General features: G+C 71.1%; 17 protein-coding genes and 2 pseudogenes. 9 read left to right on the top strand and 10 right to left on the bottom strand.

Going from position 1 to position 21,662, the window contains the following annotated elements:
• Positions 1–568: 568 nt before the first annotated feature.
• The 5 genes and pseudogenes from ACWPOB_RS08055 to ACWPOB_RS08035 all read right to left on the bottom strand — a co-directional run bounded on the left by ACWPOB_RS08055 (position 569) and on the right by ACWPOB_RS08035 (position 5,694).
• Positions 569–1,378, bottom strand: a complete 810-nt coding sequence (locus ACWPOB_RS08055; RefSeq protein WP_100055964.1) for a dienelactone hydrolase family protein — start codon at positions 1,376–1,378, stop codon at positions 569–571.
• An 11-nt stretch (positions 1,379–1,389) separates the two neighbouring features.
• Positions 1,390–2,532: a GlxA family transcriptional regulator gene (locus ACWPOB_RS08050; protein WP_455400468.1), complete on the bottom strand. Its 1,143-nt coding sequence runs from the start codon at positions 2,530–2,532 to the stop codon at positions 1,390–1,392.
• Positions 2,532–2,860: pseudogene (locus ACWPOB_RS08045) on the bottom strand (transcriptional regulator). Before ACWPOB_RS08045 ends, ACWPOB_RS08050 begins: the two are co-directional and overlap by 1 nt.
• A 220-nt stretch (positions 2,861–3,080) precedes the next feature.
• Entirely contained in the window at positions 3,081–4,472 is a 1,392-nt protein-coding gene (locus ACWPOB_RS08040) for an Hsp70 family protein (RefSeq protein ID WP_455400467.1), read from the bottom strand.
• A gap of 700 nt (positions 4,473–5,172) precedes the next feature.
• Positions 5,173–5,694 (bottom strand): DinB family protein, encoded by a 522-nt coding sequence (locus ACWPOB_RS08035; RefSeq protein WP_455400466.1) that lies wholly within the window; start codon positions 5,692–5,694, stop codon positions 5,173–5,175.
• Between the two features lie 797 nt (positions 5,695–6,491).
• Here ACWPOB_RS08035 and ACWPOB_RS08030 point away from each other — a divergent pair.
• Together ACWPOB_RS08030 and ACWPOB_RS08025 are read left to right on the top strand one after the other, a co-directional pair.
• Positions 6,492–6,767, top strand: coding sequence for a type II toxin-antitoxin system Phd/YefM family antitoxin (locus tag ACWPOB_RS08030; RefSeq protein WP_455400465.1), 276 nt, complete (start codon positions 6,492–6,494; stop codon positions 6,765–6,767).
• Positions 6,764–7,045: a type II toxin-antitoxin system RelE family toxin gene (locus ACWPOB_RS08025; protein WP_455400464.1), complete on the top strand. Its 282-nt coding sequence runs from the start codon at positions 6,764–6,766 to the stop codon at positions 7,043–7,045. The genes ACWPOB_RS08030 and ACWPOB_RS08025 overlap by 4 nt, the downstream gene beginning before the upstream one ends.
• Positions 7,046–7,364: 319 nt before the next feature.
• Here ACWPOB_RS08025 and ACWPOB_RS08020 read toward each other — a convergent pair whose 3' ends face one another.
• Entirely contained in the window at positions 7,365–8,849 is a 1,485-nt protein-coding gene (locus tag ACWPOB_RS08020) for an adenylate/guanylate cyclase domain-containing protein (protein WP_455400463.1), read from the bottom strand.
• A gap of 112 nt (positions 8,850–8,961) precedes the next feature.
• Between ACWPOB_RS08020 and ACWPOB_RS08015 the strand changes: the two genes are divergently transcribed.
• From ACWPOB_RS08015 to ACWPOB_RS08005, 3 genes are read left to right on the top strand one after another with little or no spacing between them, the layout of a single operon-like run.
• Complete coding sequence (locus ACWPOB_RS08015) at positions 8,962–10,515, top strand: succinic semialdehyde dehydrogenase (protein ID WP_455400462.1); 1,554 nt, start codon at positions 8,962–8,964, stop codon at positions 10,513–10,515.
• A gap of 57 nt (positions 10,516–10,572) precedes the next feature.
• Entirely contained in the window at positions 10,573–11,904 is a 1,332-nt protein-coding gene (locus ACWPOB_RS08010) for a diguanylate cyclase domain-containing protein (RefSeq protein ID WP_455400461.1), read from the top strand.
• A gap of 54 nt (positions 11,905–11,958) precedes the next feature.
• A complete protein-coding gene (locus ACWPOB_RS08005; RefSeq protein WP_455400460.1) occupies positions 11,959–13,068 on the top strand; it encodes a CapA family protein in 1,110 nt (369 codons plus the stop codon).
• Between the two features lie 10 nt (positions 13,069–13,078).
• Here the strand turns inward: ACWPOB_RS08005 and ACWPOB_RS08000 are convergent, their stop codons facing one another.
• Together ACWPOB_RS08000 and ACWPOB_RS07995 are read right to left on the bottom strand one after the other, a co-directional pair.
• Entirely contained in the window at positions 13,079–13,849 is a 771-nt protein-coding gene (locus ACWPOB_RS08000) for a DUF427 domain-containing protein (RefSeq protein ID WP_455400459.1), read from the bottom strand.
• Positions 13,850–13,901: 52 nt separating this feature from the next.
• Positions 13,902–15,377, bottom strand: coding sequence for a flavin-containing monooxygenase (locus ACWPOB_RS07995; protein ID WP_455400458.1), 1,476 nt, complete (start codon positions 15,375–15,377; stop codon positions 13,902–13,904).
• Positions 15,378–15,475: 98 nt separating this feature from the next.
• Between ACWPOB_RS07995 and ACWPOB_RS07990 the strand changes: the two genes are divergently transcribed.
• A complete protein-coding gene (locus tag ACWPOB_RS07990) occupies positions 15,476–16,069 on the top strand; it encodes a TetR/AcrR family transcriptional regulator (RefSeq protein WP_455400457.1) in 594 nt (197 codons plus the stop codon).
• A gap of 12 nt (positions 16,070–16,081) precedes the next feature.
• On the opposite strand, the gene ACWPOB_RS07985 is transcribed toward ACWPOB_RS07990, so the two are convergent.
• Positions 16,082–16,387: a DUF1540 domain-containing protein gene (locus tag ACWPOB_RS07985; protein ID WP_455400456.1), complete on the bottom strand. Its 306-nt coding sequence runs from the start codon at positions 16,385–16,387 to the stop codon at positions 16,082–16,084.
• Positions 16,388–16,535: 148 nt separating this feature from the next.
• Positions 16,536–16,997, bottom strand: a pseudogene (locus ACWPOB_RS07980) (MFS transporter); the annotation flags it as partial.
• 106 nt (positions 16,998–17,103) lie between these two features.
• On the opposite strand from ACWPOB_RS07980, the gene ACWPOB_RS07975 reads away from it, so the two are divergent.
• Genes ACWPOB_RS07975 through ACWPOB_RS07965 form a run of 3 tightly spaced genes read left to right on the top strand, consistent with a single transcriptional unit; the run spans position 17,104 to position 21,639 of the window.
• A complete protein-coding gene (locus ACWPOB_RS07975; protein WP_029546921.1) occupies positions 17,104–17,730 on the top strand; it encodes a TetR/AcrR family transcriptional regulator in 627 nt (208 codons plus the stop codon).
• Between the two features lie 31 nt (positions 17,731–17,761).
• Positions 17,762–20,950 carry a carboxyl transferase domain-containing protein gene (locus ACWPOB_RS07970; protein ID WP_455400455.1) on the top strand — a complete coding sequence of 1,063 codons (3,189 nt, stop codon included), beginning with the start codon at positions 17,762–17,764 and terminating at the stop codon, positions 20,948–20,950.
• A 44-nt stretch (positions 20,951–20,994) separates the two neighbouring features.
• Positions 20,995–21,639, top strand: a complete 645-nt coding sequence (locus ACWPOB_RS07965) for a UdgX family uracil-DNA binding protein (protein WP_455400454.1) — start codon at positions 20,995–20,997, stop codon at positions 21,637–21,639.
• The last annotated feature ends 23 nt before the right edge of the window (positions 21,640–21,662 follow it).

The following is a 21,662-nucleotide window of genomic DNA, read 5'->3' as shown; positions in this document are numbered from 1 at the left end:
GGGAACGTTTCGCGGACCCACCTCGGCCCATGGGGAGTTCGATCGCCGGTAGGGTGGTGCGTCGGTGCCGGGGACGGCGATCGTCGACCCCACGATGTGAGCGCGCAGATCGCGTTTGCTGACCGGATCGCTGCGGCGGAGCGCCACGAGTGGGTGCCGTTGACACACTCGGCTCCGCCGTGGCCGACATCGGACTGCCGCACGAATGTTCGACTGTGGCGAACGTGCGCGATACGGCGAAGCACGCCGGCCCTCGACTGCCGCCTCTGTGATCCGGGTCGAGGCGGTCGACGGCGTCGTTCCACCGGCGCAACGGTTCGGCCAGGTAGGCATGCGAGGGGAAGTTCCGGCGCCCTCGGGCGGGTCGCGGACGGTGCGCTCGGGGTCGGGGTCGGTAGTGGGGGCGGGTGTGTTGTGGGAGCGGCCGGGGGCTCTCAGGTTGCGGCGTCAGCATCGTCTGCCGTGACCAAGACAAATGCGACATCGGGTTCTCATTCACCTCCGATCACTGATTCGACCTCCGAGTGGGCGGTATTCGCTGTCGGATAAGGACACTTCCCACTTCCGGTCAGCGCCCGGGGGCCAGCCGTGCGGCAAGGAACATCAGGATCTCGTCGCGGGCGGTGAGCGTTGGCTCGCCCGCAGCGTCGATCAGGTGAGCTGTCACCACGCTGTGCGGACTGGCCACCACGTCCGCGAAGAACGGTGGGGGTGTGGGGTTGGCCGCGCTGTCCGGGAGCACTGTGCCCACGAACCGGTTTCCGAGTGCGGACTCGTAGGCGGCGAAACGCTCGGCACGACACCACTTGTCGCCGGCGAACCGGTACGAGAGCACGGTCAGGTCGTCGCGGTCGAGTCGTTCTCGCACCGCCTGGAGGTCCTCCGGTGCGATCTCGAGCCCGGCGGGGTCGTCGAGCGGAAGGGATGGCTGGCAGAGCACTGGGGCGAGGACCGACGCCTCGAGTGTCATGGTCAGAGCGAAGTTGCCGGTGAAACACATTCCGACGGCTCCGACACCGGGGCCGCCGCACTCTTCGTGCGCGGCGGCGGCGAGGGCCCGGAGCCATCGGGTGACGGGACTGGTCCGGTTCGCGCCGAACGCCCGGAACTCGGCGCTGATGCACGCTCGCTGCATCACCGCGGTGCCGTCCTCGACGGTGGGTATCGCACCGTCTCGCCCGAACAGGGACGGCAGGTACACGGTGAATCCGGCGTCACGCACCCACCGCGCGAAACGGGCGACGTGAGGACTTATGCCGGGCATCTCCGGCATCACGACGACGGCCGGACCCGAGCCGGATACGAGCACGACCTTCGTGGCCGAGTCGAAGGTGAGGTGCCGACGCTCGAAGTCGTCGAGCGGATCGTCCTCGGTCATCTCGCGCGTTGTCACTGTATGTGCTCCTGTTCGTCGTGTGGTTCGGGTGAACAGGCTCGATCCTCGTGGGCGGAGGCACTGTGGGGGAGGGGCGTGATCGCCAGCTTCCGTGTGGATCCGGCCACCGCGCCGGCTGACTTCTGGCGTGTGCGGAACTGGCGGCGGTAGTCGCCGAGCCCCATTTCGACCCGATCCAGGAAGAGTCGACGCAACGTGCTCGGGTCCTGATACCCGACGCGTCGAGGGATCTTGCCGATCGGCACGTCGGTGTCGGTCAGGAGTCGTTTGACGGCGCCGATCCGGGCCTGCTGAAGGAAGTCCAGCGGTGAACAGCCGGCCTCGTCGGCATAGCGCCGCAACACCGTCCTCGTGCTGACGTGGAAGGCCTCTGCCAGCCGGGAGAGGCTGTAGGGCTCGGCCAGGTGATCGACCAGCCAGTGCTGGACTGCGATCGCGAATGGTCCCGTCGTTGTCTCCACCATGGACTCGACCACGTACGGTGCCTGGCTGGTCCGGTTCTCCGACACCAGGGTGATGCGTGCGGTGGCCCGCGCGACGTCGGCGCCGAGGTGCTCTCGGACGATGGCGGTCGCGAGGTCGAGTGACGCGCTGAACGCGGCGGTGGTGGTGATCTGCTCGTCGGTGACGATCAGGGACTCCGCGCACACAGTCGACCGGGGATACCGCCGGGCCAGTTTCGAGGCGAACAGCCATGAAGTGGTGCACCGTCGTTCGTTCAGCAGGCCGGCCTCACCCAGTAGGAAGGCTCCGACACACACCGAGGCGATTCGGGTGCGACGGCGCCCCGCGGCGCGCAGGAAGGCGATCTCGCGGCTGCGGTCGCCGAGCCGGACGTCCAGATCGGTGGCGGGCGTGAGCTCGAATCCCGGCACGACGAGCAGATCGAACCGGTGATGCCATCGACGCGCCCCGATCGTGAACCCGCCCGCGGTGGTCACCGGCTCCGGCGAGACAGCGACCACCGATGTGTCGAACACGTCGACGGTGGCGGCACCGTTTTCGCGGGCGACATGATTGGCGATGCGGAGAAAATCGGAGACAGCAAACACTTCGGTGGCGAAACAGCCTTCGTAGGCCAGGATTCCGATCCGCACAGCACCCACTTCCGGCATGGCGGCCCGCGAGCCCGCCATCAGCAGCACCCGTCGGAGGCAGCGTCCGGACGACGGTTCGGGTCCACAGCGAGTACCAGCGGGACCGGATCGGCGAGAGCGGGACCGATCCGCGGCGCCGCCAACTCGTAGCGGCTGCGCCGTCCCTCCGAAAAGTCCACTGCCGGAACGCAACCACGCAGGCACGCAAGATGGTTCGGCCGGATCTGCCGCGACAGCCCGATCTGATCCACCGGCTCCGACGGCGACCCCGGACCCGAACGCAAGGTCAGCAGGATCTACGTCCGGGTCGTGTCGGACAGTGCGTACCGAACCGGACGAGGATGTCGCGGTGAATCAGTGCCTCCATACACCCGAACAGTACAGAGTTCTCTGTATTCGGCCCGGAGCAGATCCCAGGTGGCGATCACGGTGCCGATAGCCGTTGCGGACGTTCGACCCTCCGTGCGGGAGTTTCGGATCCCGACCGGAGTATCGGGGGTGGGGCCTTTGCCCGGAGTCCGGCAGGGTGCCGTGGTGCGTGTCTTCGGGAGCTGCGTCAGAACATGTCGATGGTGTGGGCTGAGGGTTCAGAGTCCGGGTATCCGGGGCAATTCCGGTAGGGGGAGCGGCGGGGGTGGAGGAAGTATCGGCAGTTGGTACTGCGGGAGACCGGGAATGAGTGGGGCTGGTTCCGGTAGGGGTGGCGGAGCCGATGTGTCGGCCGGCGCACTGTTCTGCGTCCGGGGGAGGGTAGGGATCTGGGTCGGACGCTGCGTCTGCGGCTGGTTCGTGGTGCGCGCCTCGGTCTGTGCGGGGATCCTCGGCTTGTCGACCACCGGCGGGGCGGCTTCCGGGGGCGGGGCCACGTCCGCGGTCGTAGTGGGCGGTGGCGGGGCGGTGGGCTGTGCGTCCCGCTCGGAACCCTGCAGCAGGTCGGTGCCGAGGCCGAGGCCGATCGCCGCGACGACGGTGACGGCACCCCCGGCGAGGAGGAGGCGTCGACGTGTCCGCGGTGGTGCGGTCGTCTCGACGGTGTGCCGGATGTCGACGGTGTCGACGTTGTCGCTCGTCTCGTGGGGCACGGGTGCCTGCGTCGGGGACATCACCGCGCCGGCGACCTCGCCGGTGGCCGGGCGGGCCAGCAGTGCCGCACCCTCGGCCGCGACGAGTTCGGGCTGTGCGGGCACGATCACCGGGAGGTCGAGCCAGGACTCCATCACGGAGGTGACCAGCGGAATATGCGCACCGCCGCCGATGAGCACCGCGGCGTCGGGGGTGCGCCCCGAGCGGCGGATGACGTCACGGGTGAGGCGGGCCGACGTCTTCACGGGGCCGTCGATGAGCGAATCGAAGCTGTCCTGGGAGAGCAGCAGCAGACCGCCCTCACCGGGCATGCACACCGCGCCGTTGGTGGACAGCTGCTCCTTCGCGTCGCGGCACCTGGCGGTGAGAGCGAGCTGTGCTGCCGTGTCGGCAGGCTGGGTGAAGCGGTGCAGTGCGAGGTGGTGGTCGTAGATCAGCCGGTCGACGAGGTCGCCGCTGATCCGGTCCGAGCGTGCGGTGCTCAGTACGATCCCGGTGGTTCGGTCGACGACGGTGACGGTGAGGCCGGAACTGCCGAGGTCGTAGAACACGAGCGTCTCGTGGTCGCCGAGATCCCCGGACGTCTCCAGCATCTCGAGCGCGGCCGTCACTTCGGGGACCAAGTGGAAGTGGCCGATCTCCAGTCGGGTCATCGCGGCCTGCACGGCACCGGCCTGCGCCTGGTTCTGGTACGCGACGCCGATGGCCTGGACCTCGTCGATCTCGTCGGTTTCGGTGAGCACCGTTTCGAGGGATTCGGCGGCCGGGTCCCCCGGTCGTTCGAGGGGCGCGGTCACCGACCGTGATCGGAAGATCGGACCGTGGGGGCTCTCGGTGTCGCGGCACGCGAAGCGCACAGCGCTGGCACCGACCGACATACCGAGAACCGACGTCATGACGCCGACTATAACGGTTCGGTCACGGGTCGCGCGCACGGAGCAGGCCGGCTCGGTGCTGCGGACGATCGAGGTAGTCGGTGAGCTCGCCGATCGGCGCCGCGCTCTCGCCTCGGTGCCGCGCCCCTACGGCGTGGCGTTCCGCCTCTGGTCGAAGCTCAGGGTGTCGGGGGGAGATCCGAGCGAACGCCGACACGAGCACGGTCCGGAGGTCGACGGTGGGCTCGACGGTGAACTCGACGTGCCCTCGCGACCGGAAAGCCCGAGCCGGGTGTGCGCATCCTCCGAGACCGTCGACCGCGCCTGCGATGAGCGCCCGCGGCGGGGGTCGGCCTGGTGTGAGGGCACGTCCCGGGTCGGGACCGGCGGGGTGCCCGCGACGTCGGTGCGGGGTGCGGTCGCGATGGTGGTTCGGGCCCCACGGGCGGGCGCACCACCCGGTTCGGTGCCGGTCTTGTGCGAATTCGGGAATTATGTTGCGGTGCAGTAATTTTCGTGAGTGTGGTTGATCGGTAGGGTATTCGGGCGTCTTTGTGCGTAGGATATCGGTGGTGTTTTCGTATTGTGTTGGTGGTGAATGCGTTTCGAGCTTTCCGGTGTTGTTCCTTTCCGGTGCTGGGCTCGCTGCCGATACACCGCCACCGCGCCGCTCGGTCCTGGACCCCACCACTGCCCGGGACGCGTACGCGGCTCGGCCGGATCAGCCCGCGACGTCGTGCAGATGGTGCTCGACGTCGTGCAGCAGATACTGGCTCAACTGCACGATGGTGAACCTCCGGCCGTCACTGCGCAGGCCGTCGCGCCGCCAGTCCTCGACGCCCTCGATGATCTCCACGGTCTCGTCGGTACGTAGAGCGATCTGCCGGGCCACGTCGGCGGGATCTGCCGCCCAGAACCGCCGACGGATCGCCTCGGCCTCGCCGTCGTAATCGGCGAACGTCGGAGTGTTGTCGGTGATCATCGCCCGCACTCGTTGTCCGAGGACGACGATGAGGTCACGCGCGTGGGAGGCGTACTCGAGCGCCGACCACACCCTCGGAGCGGGCCGCTCGGCGACGTTCGGCCGCCGCAGCACGGCCTGCCAGCGTGGCACGCCGGATCGCAAGCGCTCACCGGTCGTGGTCGGATCGTGCAGCGTGTACCCGCACTCGGGGCACCCTCCGTCGAGCACGAAGGTCCAGTCACGAGTGTCGGGCTCGGCGGGTTCGGGCGCGATGTCCATAGCCCCATGGTGCCGCTGTACGGGCTCTTCCGGATCTGGAGTGCCTCGATCGCGCGGGTGAGGTTGCCGCAGTGCAGCAGTGACGGGATCCGGTGGTGGGTCGGGTTGCCGAATCGGAGGGCGTGACGACGCAGTGCTTCGAGTCGGCCGTTGATCGCCTCGGGGGTCCGTTCGAGGCGCGGTGGTGGTCGACGTAGGCGAGCACGTCGGCCTTGCGTCGGTGCAGGGTGCGTCCGAGTTGGGCGAGGTCGTCGAGTCCGTCGGGAACCCTGGAGCGGATCTGTCGAGGACCCGGGTCGGCCTTGTCTTTGCCGCGCCGCCGGTCGGTCCCGGGGGAGGTGTCGATGACGTCCTGGTCGATCTGCCCAGTGACCGCGACCGGCGGGTGTGGCTCGTCGGCGAACACTGCCTCGAGGCGTCGCGGCGTTGCCGGTCGCTGGGCAGGTCCTACCCGGGTGCGGGCGGTGCGGCGAACGGTCGTGGGGCGGATCACCGCCTCCCCGAAGCCGATCTGGCGGCAGATCTGGTCCCATCGTCCCGGATCGGTCAACCGGCCCGCGCAGGACACGATCGTGGTTGCGGCGTGAGGGGCGGAATCTGTCCTGTGCGCTCGGGACCAGCCGTTGGGCGGCGGGGCGGGGCGCGGTGGTCGCCGCCACTCTGCTACCGGGTGCGTATGAGGGCAATATTCGTGCACGAGGTGCGGTTGAGGCTGAGGCACTCTACTTGACATAATAATGGTTGTCAGGCCAGATATAAGGCTTCGTTGAGGCCAATTGTCAGGCTACTATGAAGGCATGGCAACGGTACCGCTCGGCGAAGCCAAGGACAAGCTCTCGGCGCTGGTCGACAGCGCCGAAGCCACTCACGACATCATCACGATCACCCGGCACGGCAAACCGGCCGCGGTCCTGATGTCGGTCGACGATCTGGAATCACTGCAGGAAACGATCTACTGGCTGTCTCGCCCCGGCACCGCCGAGTCGATCGCGGCCGCCGACCGCGAGTACGCCGCCGGCCGAACCGCCTCGCTCGAGGAGTTGCGCGCCGAGCACGGCCTGCCGCCCCGATGACGGACGAGACGCCCGCACCCTACGACATCGCGATCGCCTCACCCGCCCGCCGAGCCCTGTCCCGGCTGCCCGGGCGGGTCGTGCATGCGGTCGTCGAGTTCCTCGCCGGCCCGCTGGCAGAGAATCCGCACCGGTTGAGCAAACCGCTGCGTTACGAGCTCGAGGGCCTGCGCAGTGCCCGCCGCGGCGACTACCGCACCCTGCTCCGCATCGACGACGAGCACCACACCCTCCTGATCGTCGACATCGACCACCGCGCCCACCTCTACCGACTCTGAGACCGCGGAGCTGGTCCTGCGGCCCGGCTACGCACGGCTGCAGCGGTCCGTGCAGATCACCTCGGACGTAGCCGCAGCAGTTGCCCGTGTTCGTGCCAATCCATCAATTGCTCGACCGGAGCTCACCGGCGACACCTCTCCCCGAATCCTGCTCAGTGCTGACTCGCAGGGCCGAACCTTGGGGAACCGGATCGGTAGCGCCGTCCCCGTTCCGGCCTCATCACAACCCAAGCCTGGCAGGTCGAGCCTGCCACCGAGACCTCGCCTGCTGATTCACACGAGGGTCACGCACGGGTGATCGTGGTCTTCCGGTCCACACTCACCGCGCCTGCCGGTGCTGCCGGGCGTGGGCGAGAGCCGCGGCCGCCCGCAGCACCTGCGGTGCGCGCCGGGCGGTGCGGAGCACGGCCCGGTCGAGCACGGACAGGTCGAGGGACCGGTGCGCGATCGGGGGCGGGTCGGTGATCGCGTCGGTGAGCGCGTACAGCTGCCATCGGCCGGGCACCCCGGCGAGCCGGTGCCGGCCCCGGTCGGCGAACCTCAGGCCCGAGCCGGTGCCGAGGTCGCGGGCGGTGCGGGAGACCAGGATCTCGCCGGGACCGGCGGTCGCGCCGATGCGCGCCCCGATGTGCACGGACAATCCGGTCAGCTCGGGTCCGGCGTGCTCGACGGTGCCGGTGTGGACGCCGGCCCGGATCTCGATGCCGAGGCCCCGGGCGTCGTCGCGGATCCGCGCGGCACAGCGCACGGCCGCGGCCGGGCCGTCGAAGAGGCTCAGCGTCCCGTCGCCCGTGACCTTCACGAGCCGGCCGCCGGCCTGCTCCACCTCGGCCCGGACGCGTCGTTCGTGGGCGGCGCGCAGGTCGCGGTAGGCGCCGTCGCCGATACGGGCGAGCAGTTTCGTCGAGCCGACGATGTCGGTGAACAGCAGCGACGCGAGGCTGCGGTCGGCGTCGACGGGATGCTGCATCCCGGTGGCGAGTTCCTCGACGTGGTCGAGGATCGGCCGCCACGCCTCCCCGAGCGAGGCGCCGGGCGGGGCGTTCGGCAGCAGGTGGAACGAACCGCGGGGGATCTGCCGCGCGACGAACTCGGCGGCGGCGCGGGGCACGGGGCTGGCGTCCGGGAGCAGCACCCGGGCCGGGCACTGGATCGACGGCAGGGCGCTGGAGTAGTCGAGCCGGAAGATCCACTCGAGGTGCGCCTGCGTCGTGGTCGGTGTCGCGGAGCAGCGTTCGAGCATCGCCATCAGCCGCCGGTTGTAGGGGTTGTCGGCGTGGTGCTCCCACATCCGGACCGAGGCCCCGGAACCCCACTCCCGGCCCACGGTCCGCCAGTTGTCGACGAACTCCGCCCGCCGCACCGGCGTCCATCCGTGCGGCTCACCGTCGCCGCCGAGGAGACGCTCGGCGAACGGCTGGACGAGAACCAGGCCGGCGACGCGGTCCGGGGCGCGGGCGGCGACGAGGCACTGCGGTCCGCAGGTGCTGGCGACGCCGACGAGGGTGGCCCGGTGCATCCCCACCTCGTCCATCACGGCCAGCACGTCGTCGGCCTGCTCCTCGAGGGTGGGCACCCGGTCCAGCGGATCGGACAGCCCGATCCCGCGGCGCTGGAAGTACACCGAGCGGGCGAAGGTGCCGTTGCGTTCGATCAGGTAGTGCAGGTGGGGGTCGGTCCACATCAGGTCCAGGTGGGTCTGGATCTCGAGGAACCACACGACGTCCACCGGGCCTTCACCCACCACCTGGTACGCGAGGCCGTGGCCGTCGCGCGGCAGATACCGGGTGACCGGTGGGTCCATCTCCTCAGGCTAGCGGGGCTGCCGGGTGGCGAACAGCCCGCTCTGTGACAAGCACCACGCCGCGCGGTAGGTTGGTGTAACTGCAAGAACTACTCACCAGTAGGGGTACGACATGCCTGCTCCCAGCGCCGCCACCTTCGCACGGTTGGCCGAGCTCATCGCCATCCCGGACGCAGCGAGCCGTCCCACCCGCTCGGTCGTGGAGGCTTTCACCGGTCGTGAACTCGCGACGGTTCCCATCGGCACCGCCGACGACGCCAGGGCCGCCCTCGAGCGGGCCCGCGTCGCGCAGGCCGACTGGGCGCGCCGCTCCGTCGAGCAACGCGCCGAAATCTTCCACCGCTACCACGACCTGGTGCTGGCCCACCGCGAAGAGCTGATGGACATGGCCCAGGCCGAGACCGGCAAGGCCCGCGCGTCGGCGCAGGAGGAGGTCCTCGACATCGCCCTCACCGCGCGCTACTACGCGCGCACCGCGCCCCGGCTGCTGCGTCCCCGCCGCGCCACGGGCATGCTCCCCGGCCTGACGAAGACCACCGTGCACTACCACCCGAAGGGCGTCGTCGGGGTCATCGCCCCGTGGAACTACCCGATGACCCTCGCCGTCTCCGACGCGATCGCCGCCCTGCTCGCCGGTAACGCCGTCGTCCTCAAGCCCGACAGCCAGACCCCCTACTGCGCGCTGGCCGTCGTCGAACTGCTCTACCGGGCCGGCCTGCCGCGCGACCTGTTCGCCGTCGTGCCCGGGCCCGGCTCCGTCGTGGGCACCGCCCTCGTCGAGAACGCCGACTACCTCATGTTCACCGGCTCCTCGCAGACCGGCAGCCTCCTCGCCGAGCAGGCGGGCCGCCGCCTCATCGGCTTCTCCGCCGAACTCGGTGGCAAGAACCCGATGATCGTCACCGCCGGCGCGAACCTGCGCGAGGTCACCGACGCGGCCGTGCGGGCGTGCTTCTCCAACTCCGGGCAGCTGTGCATCTCCATCGAACGGATCTACGTGGAGAAGTCCGTCGCCCCCGAGTTCCTCCGCATGCTCGGCGAGCGGGTGCGGAGCATGACCCTCGGGCCGGGCTACGAGTACGGCGTCGAAATGGGCAGCATGGTCAACGAGACCCAGGTCAAGGCCGTCTCCGGGCACGTCGACGACGCCGTGGCCAAGGGCGCCACCGTCGTCGCCGGCGGCCGGGCCCGGCCAGATCTCGGCCCTCTGTTCTACGAGCCGACGGTGCTCACCGACGTCCCCGAGGACGCCGAGTGCTACCGGGAGGAGACGTTCGGCCCGCTCGTGTCGGTGTACCCGGTGGACAACGTCGAGGAGGCGATCCGCCGCGCCAACGACACCGAGTACGGACTCAACGCCAGCGTGTGGGCGGGCACCAAGGCGCAGGGCGAGGCCATCGCGGCGCGGGTGCGGGCCGGCACCGTCAACGTCGACGAGGGCTACGCGCCGGCATGGGGCAGCACCGACGCGCCGATGGGCGGCATGGGCATCTCGGGCATGGGCCGTCGCCATGGCGCCGAGGGCCTGATCAAGTACACCGAACCGCAGACGATCGCGACGACCCGGGTGATGAATCTCGGTGGACCCCGCGGGGTTCCGCCGAAGCTGTGGTCGAAGGTGATGCCGCCCTTCGTCAAGGCGATGCAGTGGCTGCCGGGCCGGTGACGGCCGGCATTTCGCCGAGCCGGACACGAACGGTGCGACGAACGGGATAATCCGGGTGTGGGCGATCGCCAGGTGCTGCACGGTGCGACGGAGAACCTCCGGGTCCAGCGGCGCCGTCTGCTCGTGTGGTACCTGGCGGTCAGCACCGGGCTCGTCGCGGTAGGAATCGTTGCGGCCCTGCTCGATCCGACAATCGCCCGATCCGGCAGCTTCGCCGGCACGGTCCTGGCGCTGGCGCTGGGCATCGCCGGGCTGGTGATCCTGCGGTGGGCGCCGCGGCGTCTGGGCCGCACCCCCATCGTCGCCGCCACCGCGTGCGCGGTCGTCGCGATGCCGGCGGTGATCGCGTTCCACGTCGACCCCTCCCGCATCCTCATCAGCGTCATGGGTTCGATGTTCCTGTCGATGTATCTCGCGGCGTTCTGGCCGCCGCGGCAGGCCGTCCTGTGGATCGGGGCGCTCACCGCGGCCACTCTCGGCGCCGCGGCCGTCGCCCCGACGCGCCTGCTGTGGGTCGGTTACGTGATCGTCGCCGCCGCCCTGCTCGGCTCCGGGGCGATCTTCGGGGCCGTCGGACGGCTGCTGGTGAACGCGGCGACCCGCGATCCGCTCACCGGCCTGCGCAACCGCGCGGGTCTCGACCTCGAACTGCGCTCGCGGCCGCGCGACCGCGGCACCCGGGTCTGCCTGGGCCTGCTCGACGTCGACGGATTCAAGGCGTTCAACGACGAGCACGGGCATCCCGCGGGTGACGCACTGCTCCGCGATGCCGCCGGGGCGTGGGCGCAGCAGGTGCCGCGCGGCGGGATCCTGGCTCGTCTCGGCGGCGACGAATTCCTCGTCGTGCTCCCGGACACGGACGAAGAGGAGGGGCGCGCGGTGCTCGAGGACATGGCCCGCGCGAATCCCGTGCCGGTCAGCTTCGGGGTCGCGGCGGGCGTCGTCAGCGACCCCATGGACCTCTACCACGACGCCGACATGGATCTGTATCGGGCCAAGGCCGCGACCTGGGCGCACCTGCCGGACCGGTTGGCGCCGCTGCCCCTGCCCGCCGTCCTCGATCTGCTGCCCGTCCCCATCATCGCCGTGCGCGACGGCGGCGCCATCGCCTACGCCAATCCCACCTTTGCCGCGCTGCTCGGCGTCGACCCCCGGGACGTGGAGGACCGGGCGCTGCACGAGATCTTCACCGGCGACACGTGGCCCGACGGTTCCGTCACCGTCCGCTCGCTGCACGACCGGACCGGACAGCTGTGCGAATTCGGCCGGCCGGACGGGACCGTCGTGCAGGCGACGGTCGGCGCCGCCCGGATCCGGTGGGAGAACACCCTCGCGACGCTGGTCGTGCTCGGCGACGTCACCGAGCAGCCCAGCTACGCGTCGGGCTGACCTGCGCCCGTGGACGCGCGACGGATCCGGGGGCCGGGGATTACTGTCTCAAGTGTGCCGGGCACGGTGACGCTCTTCCTCGCCGGAGACGTGATGACCGGCCGGGGTGTGGACCAGATCCTCCCGCACCCCGGAGGTCCCACGCTGCGGGAGTCCTACGTGAAGGACGCCCGGGACTACGTCGAACTCGCCGAGACCCGCAGCGGCGCGATTCCGCGGCCCGCGGGATTCGACTGGCCGTGGGGTATCGCGCTGTCCGTGCTCGACGAGTGCGCCCCGGACGTTCGGATCGTCAACCTCGAGACGTCCGTGACCACGTCGCGGGACTACGCGCCGGAGAAGGGCATCCACTACCGGATGAATCCGGCGAACGTCGAGGTGGTCACCGTCGCACGGGTCGACGTGTGCACCCTGGCCAACAATCACGTGCTCGACTTCGGCGTCCGCGGTCTGCGCGAGACCGTCGAGGTCCTCACGGCGGCGGGACTGCGGCTCGCCGGCGCGGGCGGCGACGATCGGGTGGCGTGGCGGCCGGCGACGGTCCCGGTCGGGGCGTGCCGGGTGCGGGTGTGGTCGGTCGGTGCGGTGTCGAGCGGGATCGCCCCGTGGTGGGCCGCGACGGCGACGCGGCCCGGGGTGGCGCTGTTGCCGGAGGTGTCGGAGGCGGGAGCCGACGGACTGCTCGCCCGGATCGACGCCGACCGTGCGGCCGGCGACGTGGTGGTGGTGTCGGTGCACTGGGGGTCCAACTGGGGCTACGCGGTGCCGGGCGAGCACGTGCGGTTCGCGCACCGTCTGATCGACGGCGGCGTCGATGTGGTGCACGGGCATTCGTCCCATCACCCGCGGCCGCTGGAGGTCTACCGCGGCAAGCCGGTGCTGTACGGGTGCGGCGACCTGATCAACGACTACGAGGGCATCGGCGGCTACGAGCGCTTCCGCGACGAGTTGCGCCTGCTGTATGTCGTCTCGTTCGACGCGGACTCGCGGGAGCTGCGGGAGTTGCGGATGATGCCGGTGCGGGCGCGGCGGATGCGGCTCGAACACGTCACGCAGTCGCAGGAGCGCTGGCTGCGCGCGGCGCTCGAGGAGTCGTCGGCGATCTTCGGCACTCGGTTGCGGGCCGCGGGGGACGGCGGCCCGTGGATCCGGCTCGAGCGGTGAGCCGGCGCGGTCAGCCGCCCGGACGCGCGACGGGCACGCCGTCGACGACGAGGTCCACCGCCTCGTTGTAGAACGCGACGTGGCCGGCGATCGGTGCGACGGCGGGGAGGGGATCCGGGTACGACCAGGCGACGTTCTCGGCCCGCGGCGTTCCGGTGAAGCTCCAGTACCGGGCCGTGCCCTTGTAGGGGCACGACGTGTGCAGCTCCGTCTCCTCGAGTACCGAGAAGTCGACGTCCGCGGGCGGGATGTAGTACCGCACGGGCAGGTGGGTCTCGAACAGCAGCACCGGGTTCCGGGTCTCGGCGACGACCGTGCCGGCGATGGACACCTGCACGTGCCGGCTGCTGGGCAGCGCATCGACCCGGTGGTGCGGGTCGCGGGGGTGAACGAAGATCTCCGTGTCCTCCTCGTACCAGTTTTCGATGCCCGCTCCGCGGTGGCCGAACCATTCGAAGCCGATGTACTCCTCGAGTCCCGCGACGTCGAGCACGAACGCCGCGGCGGGCGCCCGGTTCTCGTCGTCGGTCAGGTCGAACCACCGCGCGACGTCGTTCCTGCCGCCCGGTGCCGTCGCGGGCGCGAGGAGATCGGTGCGCACGTCGTCGCGGGGAAACAGGTAGAAGGGGACGGGGTGTCCGGGCGGCCACACCAGCAGCGCGCGGACGGTGTCGACCACGGTGTGACCGGCCCAGGTTCCGCGGACCCGCCGTTCGCTGGGTTCGTACAGGTAGCCGTCCGACAGGGGCGGACGGCGGCGGGTGGCGGACCTGCGGGCCATGATCCGACGGTACGCCGACCATCCGTGCACCGAGGACCGCCGGGCGCACGGATCACCCGGCAGGCACGGGTTGGTCGTCGCGCGTGACGGCGTAGACGCCCGGGTCGAACGCCGACACCCGGCGACGGAGCGCGGCCGACGACCACGGCCAGTTGAAGCTGTTGCGGCCGTTGACGTCGAAGAAGTAGCTGCGGCATCCGCCGGAGTTGTAGACCGTGCCGGGGAGTGCGGCCTGCACCTCGTCGTTGAAGGTGTCCTGGACGTCGCGTCGCACCTCGAGGGTGCGCCAGCCGCGGCGCACCGCCGTGTCGATCGCGGTCGCGACGTGCTCGAGCTGGGCTTCGAGGATGAGGAACGCCGACGTGTGACCGGTGCCGAGGCTGGGGCCGAGCAGCACGAACGCGTTGGGAAAGCCCGCGACGGACGACCCCAGGTACGCCTGCGGGCTGCCCTGCCAGTGCTCGTCGAGGCTGCGTCCCTGTCCGTCGAACATCCGGCCGGCGATCGGCATGTCGAGGATGTGGAAGCCGGTGCCGAAGACGACGGCGTCGACCTCGGCTTCGCTGCCGTCCTGGGCGATCATGGTGGAGCCGCGGATCTCGCGCACCGCGGCCGGGTGGACCTCGACGTTGGGGCGGGTGAGGGCGGGGTAGTAGGTGTTCGACATGAGCAGCCGCTTGCAGCCCAGGGTGTAGTCGGGGGTCAGGGCGCGACGCAGCCGCGGGTCGCGGACCTGAGCCCGCAGCTGGGCGCGGCCGATCCACTGCAGCTGCCGCATGATCCACGGGTGCCGGAAGCCGAGACCGAGGGCCTCCATGAGCGCGTACTCGGTCGCCTCGACCAGTCGTCGCGCGCCCGGGACGCGGGCGAGCAGCCGGCGCTCGAACCCCGACAGGCGACGGTCGGGCTTGGGCAGCACCCACTGCGCCGTCCGCTGGTACAGGTGCAGCCGCGCGACGTCCGGCGCGATCTCGGGGACGAACTGGACGGCCGAGGCTCCGGTGCCGACGACGGCCACGCGCTTGCCGCGCAGGTCGTAGTCGTGGTTCCAGCGCGCCGAGTGGAACACCTCGCCGGGGAACTGCGACAGACCGGGGATGTCGGGTACGAGCGGTTCGTTCCACGGTCCCGCGGCGGCGACGAGGAACCGCGCCCGCACGGTCCCGCCGGTGGTCTCGAGGGTCCAGCGCGCGTCGATCGGGTCCCAGTCCGCGCGCAGCATCTCGATCCCGAACCGGACGTGGGACGTCACGCCGCGGTCGTCGGCGGTGCGCTCGATGTAGTCGCGGATCTCGTTCTGCCCGGCGAAGATACGGCTCCAGTCCCGGTTCCGGGCGAAGGAGTACGAGTACAGCAGCGAGGGTACGTCGCAGGCGCATCCGGGGTACGTGTTGGCGCGCCACGTGCCGCCGAGGCTCCCGGCCTTCTCGAGTACGACGAAGTCGGTGATCCCGCGCCGTCGCAGCGCGATCGCCGCGCCGATGCCGGAGATCCCGGCGCCGATCACCACCACCCGGTATTCGTCCATCGCGTCGTCCCCTCGTCTCCCGTGCTCCCCATCCGGATACTGTCGGTATCCGGATAACCACAGTATCCGAACTTCGGCCGCTCCGGTACCGTCGAGTCGTGGCACGACAGACCCGCCAGGAGACCCAGGCACGCACCCGTGAGGATCTGCTCGCCACGGCGGCCGAGCACTTCCTCGAGCGCGGCTACGCCGCGGCGTCCCTCGACCAGATCGCCGAGGACGCCGGTTATTCCAAGGGCGCGGTGTACTCCAACTTCCGCAACAAGGACGAGTTGTGCTTCGCGGTGCTCGACCGGATCCGGGCCGAGCGCATGGGCGAGATCGCCGCGACGCTCGCGGCCGGTGCGTCGCTCGACGACGTGGTGACCGCGTTCGGGGCGTGGGCCGAGCGCACCATCGGCGACCGGCGCTGGACCCTGCTCGAGATCGAGTTCTCGGTGCGCTCCGGGCACAACGAGGAGATCCGCTCCCGCATCGCGGCGGGCGCCGAAGGGGTACGCACGCTCATCGCCGAGCTGATCCGCTCGCTCGCCGACCGGTACGACGTCACGCCCACGATGGATCCCGGGCAGGCGTCGACCATGCTGCTCGGGCTCGGCATCGGCCTGGGCCTGCAGCGCGCGATCAGCCCCGAGCTGTCGGCGGCCGCGTTGACGGACGCGGTGCGCGCGTTGATGCGGCCGCGGCGGTGAGGTAGGCGGAACCTACCGGGCTTGATAGGTCAGGCAGTTGGCCGCGTGCTCTCCGCTGCCGGTGCCGCCCACGCGGATCTCGCTCGCGGAGCACTCGAGATCCTGGTTGTGCACGCAGTCGGCGCGCTGGCAGGCGCCGACCATGCTGCTGGTGACGGTGTCCAGGCCGCCCTTGGTCGACAGCGGGATGAACGTCTCGCAGTCGGCGCTGCCGTTGTGTCCGGCGACGTTGATGGCGTAGGCGTGGCAGCCGTCGTGGTTGTAGGAGCAGGTGCCGACACTGCACTCGGTGACGTGCGGCATTTCCATCGTGGTCATGATCGATCCTTCCGGAGGAAGGTTGTCCACTACGGGATGCAGACCATGGTAGTGGTGCGGCGGGTGTGCGAACAGGGTAGTGGCCGAGCGGATTTCGTTGGTGCGCGGTGTATTTCGAGAACACCCGTGTTGCGTAAACCGGGTCGGCTCACACCCGGGCCGCGGCGGGCTCGCGCACCGGTTCGAGGCTCGGCCGCCGGGCGACGGGGATGGCGAGGGTGACGGCGGCGGCGACGAGGGCGACACCGCAGCCGATGAGCATCCCGGTGCGGAACCCGCCCTCGGTCGGCAGGCTGTAGCCGCCGACCTGCACGCTCATCTGCGACAGGACCACGCCGACCACCGCCGCCGACACCGAGGTGCCCACTGCGCGCATCAGGGAGTTGACGCTGTTCGCCGACGCCGTCGCGGACTGCGGCACCGCACCCATGATCAGCGCGGGCATGGCCCCGTAGGCGAAGCCGGCACCGGCGCTGCAGATGCAGACGACGAGCATCAAGCCCCACGTCGAGCCCATGAGCAGCAGGGACGAGCCGTAGCCGGCGGCGATGACCAGGCATCCGATCAACAGGGTGGCCTCCGGGCCGCGGGTCGCGGACAATTTTCCGCCCGCCCCGAGGGCCCCAGCGGGTCCTGAACCCGCGCCCCGTCCGGCGGCGCGGAGCGACACGGCGCGGCCTCCACCGTTGACATTGACGTCAACGTCAACGCATGCTGTGCGGGTGACGACGAGCGAAGCCCAGGAACGGGCCCGGTCCGCGCGGCGCGACAGCGACGGCCCGCGCCGGCGGGCCCTGCTCGAGACCGCCCGCGACTGCTTCGGCGAACTCGGCTACGAGCGCACCACCGTCGCGGTGATCACCGGCCGCGCCGACGTCTCCCGCGCCACCTTCTACGCGTACTTCTCCTCCAAGGAGGAGGTGTTCCGCGCGCTCGCCACCCTCGTGTGCCGGCAGTTCCTCGACGCCCAGCACATGGAGGGGCAGGCGGTGGACGACCTGCGCCGGGTGCTGCGCACCACCACCCGCGCCTTCATCGAGTCCGTCTACGTCAACGGCCGCATCCTCGAGCTGATCGAACACCGCGCCCGCCTCGACGACGAGGTCGGCGCCGAGTGGGAGAGCGTGCGCGAACGCCTCGTGGGCCGCTACGTGCGGTTCGTCGAACGCATCAACGCCACCGGCGAGGTGCTCCCGTGCGCGCCACCCGAACGCATCGCCCGCACCCTCGCCGACGCGCAACGCGCCGGCGCCCTGCGCCTGCTCGGCGCCCCGAGACAGGAACAGCAGTCCTACATCGACGACATGATCGCGATGTCCGAACGGCTCATCGGCTTCCGCTGACCGGCCCCGACCGACAGGACCCCCGACACCCATGCTGCTCGTAGCCAACCGCGGCGAGATCGCCCTGCGGGTCATCCGTTCCGCCACCGAACTCGGCCTCGACACCGTCGCCGTGTATGCCGAGGACGATGCGGACAGCCCGCACGTCGCCGCCGCCACCCGCGCCGTCGCGCTGACCGGTGCCGGGCCGGCCGCCTACCTCGACGGGCAGGCGCTGCTGCGCGCCGCCGCCGAGACCGGCTGCACCCTCGTCCACCCCGGATACGGATTCCTCAGCGAGAACACCGAATTCGCCGAAGCGTGCGCCGCGGCCGGGGTGACGTTCGTCGGACCCGAGCCGCAGGTGCTGCGGATCTTCGGCGACAAGGCTGCGGCCCGCCGCACCGCGGTCGCCGCACAGGTGCCCGTGCTGCCCGCCACCGACGGGGGCGTCACGGCCGGCGCGGCCCGCGACTTCCTCGCCGCCCATCCCGGCGGCATCGTCCTGAAGGCGCTCGCCGGCGGGGGCGGCCGCGGCATGCGGATCGTGCGCGACGCCGCGGCCCTCGACGACGCCTTCCGCGCGTGTACGGCCGAGGCGGAGTTGGGTTTCGGCAACGGCGCGCTGTTCGCCGAGGCCCTGTGCGCTCGGGCCCGGCACATCGAGGTGCAGGTCGTCGCGGCCCCCGACGGCGCGGGCGGGGTGCGGGCCCTCGCGCTCGGTGACCGGGACTGCAGCGTGCAGCGACGCCACCAGAAGCTCGTGGAAATCGCTCCGGCGCAACGATTCGACGCGACGGTGCGCCGCGCGCTGCACGAGGCCGCGGCGCGGCTGTGCGCATCGGTGGGCTATCGGGGTCTCGCCACCGTCGAGTTCCTCGTCGCCGGCGACGACGCGGTGTTCCTCGAGGTGAACCCCCGGATCCAGGTGGAGCACACGGTCACCGAGGAGGTCACCGGCGTCGACCTGGTTGCGACGCAGATTGCGATCGCCCGCGGTGCCCGGTTCGACGAACTCGGCCTGCCCGGCGGCGTCACCGCCGACGGCGCCGGCGTGCGCGGCGAGCCCGCCGCCGCGAGGGGCATCGCCGTCCAGGCTCGCGTCAACACCGAGACGATGCGTCCCGACGGCCGGGCCGTACCCGCCTCCGGCACGCTCACCGTGTTCACGCCGCCCACCGGGCCGGGCGTCCGCGTCGACACCTACGGCCGTCCCGGGCTGACGACCAGCCCCCGCTACGACTCGTTGCTGGCCAAGGTGATCACCCACACCCGCACCGACGATTTCGCGGCGGCGCTGCGCAAGACGGACTCGGCGCTCGGCGACCTGCTCGTCGAGGGCGTCGCCACCAATGCCGAGTTTCTGCAGAACATCTTGCGCGACAAGGATTTCGCGGCATCCGACGTGCACACCTCGTGGCTGGACGAACGGATCGCCGACCTCGCCGTCGCCGGCCCCGACAGCGCACCGGCCGTCGCGCCGGAACTGCATGCGGGGGAGGAGGCGGTGCGCGCCGACATGGTCGGCACCGTCGTCGAGACCGCCGCCGACGGCGACGCGCTCGCGCCGGGCGCACCCGTCGCGGTGCTCGAGGCGATGAAGATGCAGCACGTGGTGTCCGCCTCCGGACCGGCGACCGTGGTGCGCCTGCTGGTGCGGCCGGGGCAGACCGTGCAGCCGGGGGAGGTGCTCGCCGTGGTGCGCGCCGGGTCCGGCGACGCGGCCACCGGCGACGGGGGTGAGCGGGACCTCGACGCCGTGCGCGACGACCTCACCGAGATCCGGGACCGGCACGCCCGCACCCTCGACGCCGCCCGGCCCGACGCGGTCGCCAAGCGGCACCGGACGGGCCGTCGCACCGCGCGGGAGAACATCGCCGACCTCGTCGACGACGGCACCTTCGTCGAGTACGGGCCGCTCGTGCTCGCCGCGCAGCGCAGCCGGCGCAGCGAGGAGGACCTGATCGCCAACACCCCCGCCGACGGGCTCGTCGGCGGTCTCGCCCGCATCGACGGTGCCGAATCGGTGGTGCTCTCCTACGACTACACCGTCCTCGCCGGCACACAGGGCATGCGCAACCACAGCAAGACCGACCGGCTGCTCGCACTCGCCGCCCGCCGCGAGGTGCCGCTCGTGTTGTTCGCCGAGGGCGGCGGCGGACGCCCCGGGGACGTCGACGCCGGACCCGGACAGGGCCTGGAGCTGTCGACGTTCCGCGCGATGGCCGGCCTGCGCGGGCGCGTCCCCACCGTCGCGGTGGTCTCCGGGCGGTGCTTCGCCGGCAACGCCGCCCTCGCCGGCGTGTGCGACGTGCTGATCGCCACCCCCGACACCAACATCGGCATGGGCGGGCCCGCGATGATCGAGGGCGGCGGGCTCGGCGTGTACCGGCCCGAGGACATCGGCCCGATCGACGTGCAGCGCCGCAACGGCGTCGTGCACCTCGCCGCACGCGACGAGGCGCACGCCGTCGAACTGGCCCGGCAGTACCTCGGCTACTTCACGGCCGCCGCCGGCGAGTGGGCGGCCCCGGACCCGCGGCTGGCGCGGCACGTGGTTCCCGAGAACCGGTTGCGCGCCTACGACGTGCGCGCGGCGATCGATGCGATCGCCGACGTCGGTTCCGTGCTCGAACTGCGCGGCGACTACGGTGTCGGCATCGTCACCGCCCTCGTCCGCGTCGAGGGCGCGGCGTACGGGGTGCTCGCCAACAGCAGCCACCACCTCGGCGGCGCGATCGACGCCGAGGCCGCGGACAAGGCCGCCGACTTCCTCGAGCTGTGCCAGGCGCACCGCCTGCCCGTCGTGAGCCTCTGCGACACACCGGGATTCATGGTCGGACCCGAGTCGGAAAGGGAGGCCACGGTGCGCCGGTTCGGCCGGCTGTTCGTCGCCGGGGCGCGCCTGACCGTCCCGTTCGGCACGATCATCCTGCGCAAGGGTTACGGCCTCGGCGCCATGGCCATGGCCGGCGGGTCCTTCCACGCACCCGAGTTCACCGTGGCGTGGCCCACCGGCGAGATCGGCGGCATGGGGCTCGAGGGCGCGGTGCGGCTCGGCTTCCGCAAGGAACTCGAGGCCGCACCCGACCGGGCCGCGCGCGACGAGCTGTTCGCGCAGCTCGTCGCCGCCGCCTACCAGCACGGCAAGGCCCTGCAGGCCGCGACGATCTTCGAACTCGACGACGTCATCGATCCCGCCGACACCCGGGCCTGGGTGTCGCGGCTGCGCATGTCCTGAGCAACGGTGGGTACCCGTCCGTCACCGACGTGAGGGAGGCGGCAGTGAGCAGGCAACCGGGGGCCGAGGAGTTCGTGCCGGAGACCACCGACCTGGCCGAGCTCGCCGCCGCGGCGGGCGGCTGCCGCGGGTGCGAGCTGTACCGGAACGCCGAACGCACCGTGTTCGGCGCCGGCCCGGCCACGGCCCGGCTCGTGCTCGTCGGCGAGCAGCCCGGCGATCAGGAGGACCGGGCCGGGGAGCCGTTCGTCGGCCCGGCCGGGCGGCTGCTCGACCGGGCCCTCGAGGAGGCGGGGATCGACCGCGGCGAGGTGTACGTGACCAACGCGGTCAAGCACTTCAAGTTCGAGCGGGCCGCGGCCGGCGGGCGTCGCATCCACAAGAAACCGGCACGCGGCGAGATCGTCGCGTGCCGGCCCTGGCTGGTCGCCGAACTGCAGGCCGTGCAACCCGACGTGCTCGTGTGCCTCGGCGCCACCGCGGCCCAGTCGCTGCTCGGCCCGTCGTTCCGGGTGACCGCGCACCGCGGGGAGATCCTGCATCTCGACGGGGAGGTGCAGATTCCGTCCGCTCCGGCCGTCGTCGCCACGATCCACCCGTCGGCGATCCTGCGTGGACCGGCGGAGCAGCGGGAGGAGGCCCTCGCCGGGCTGGTCGCCGATCTGCGGGTGGCCGCCGGGGTGCTGTAGTTCCTACAGATGTTCAGTACCTA

Source organism: Rhodococcus sp. 2H158 (genome assembly GCF_053764755.1).
The sequence above is the reverse complement of the archived record's forward strand: the minus strand, read 5'-3'. Positions and strand labels throughout refer to the sequence as shown.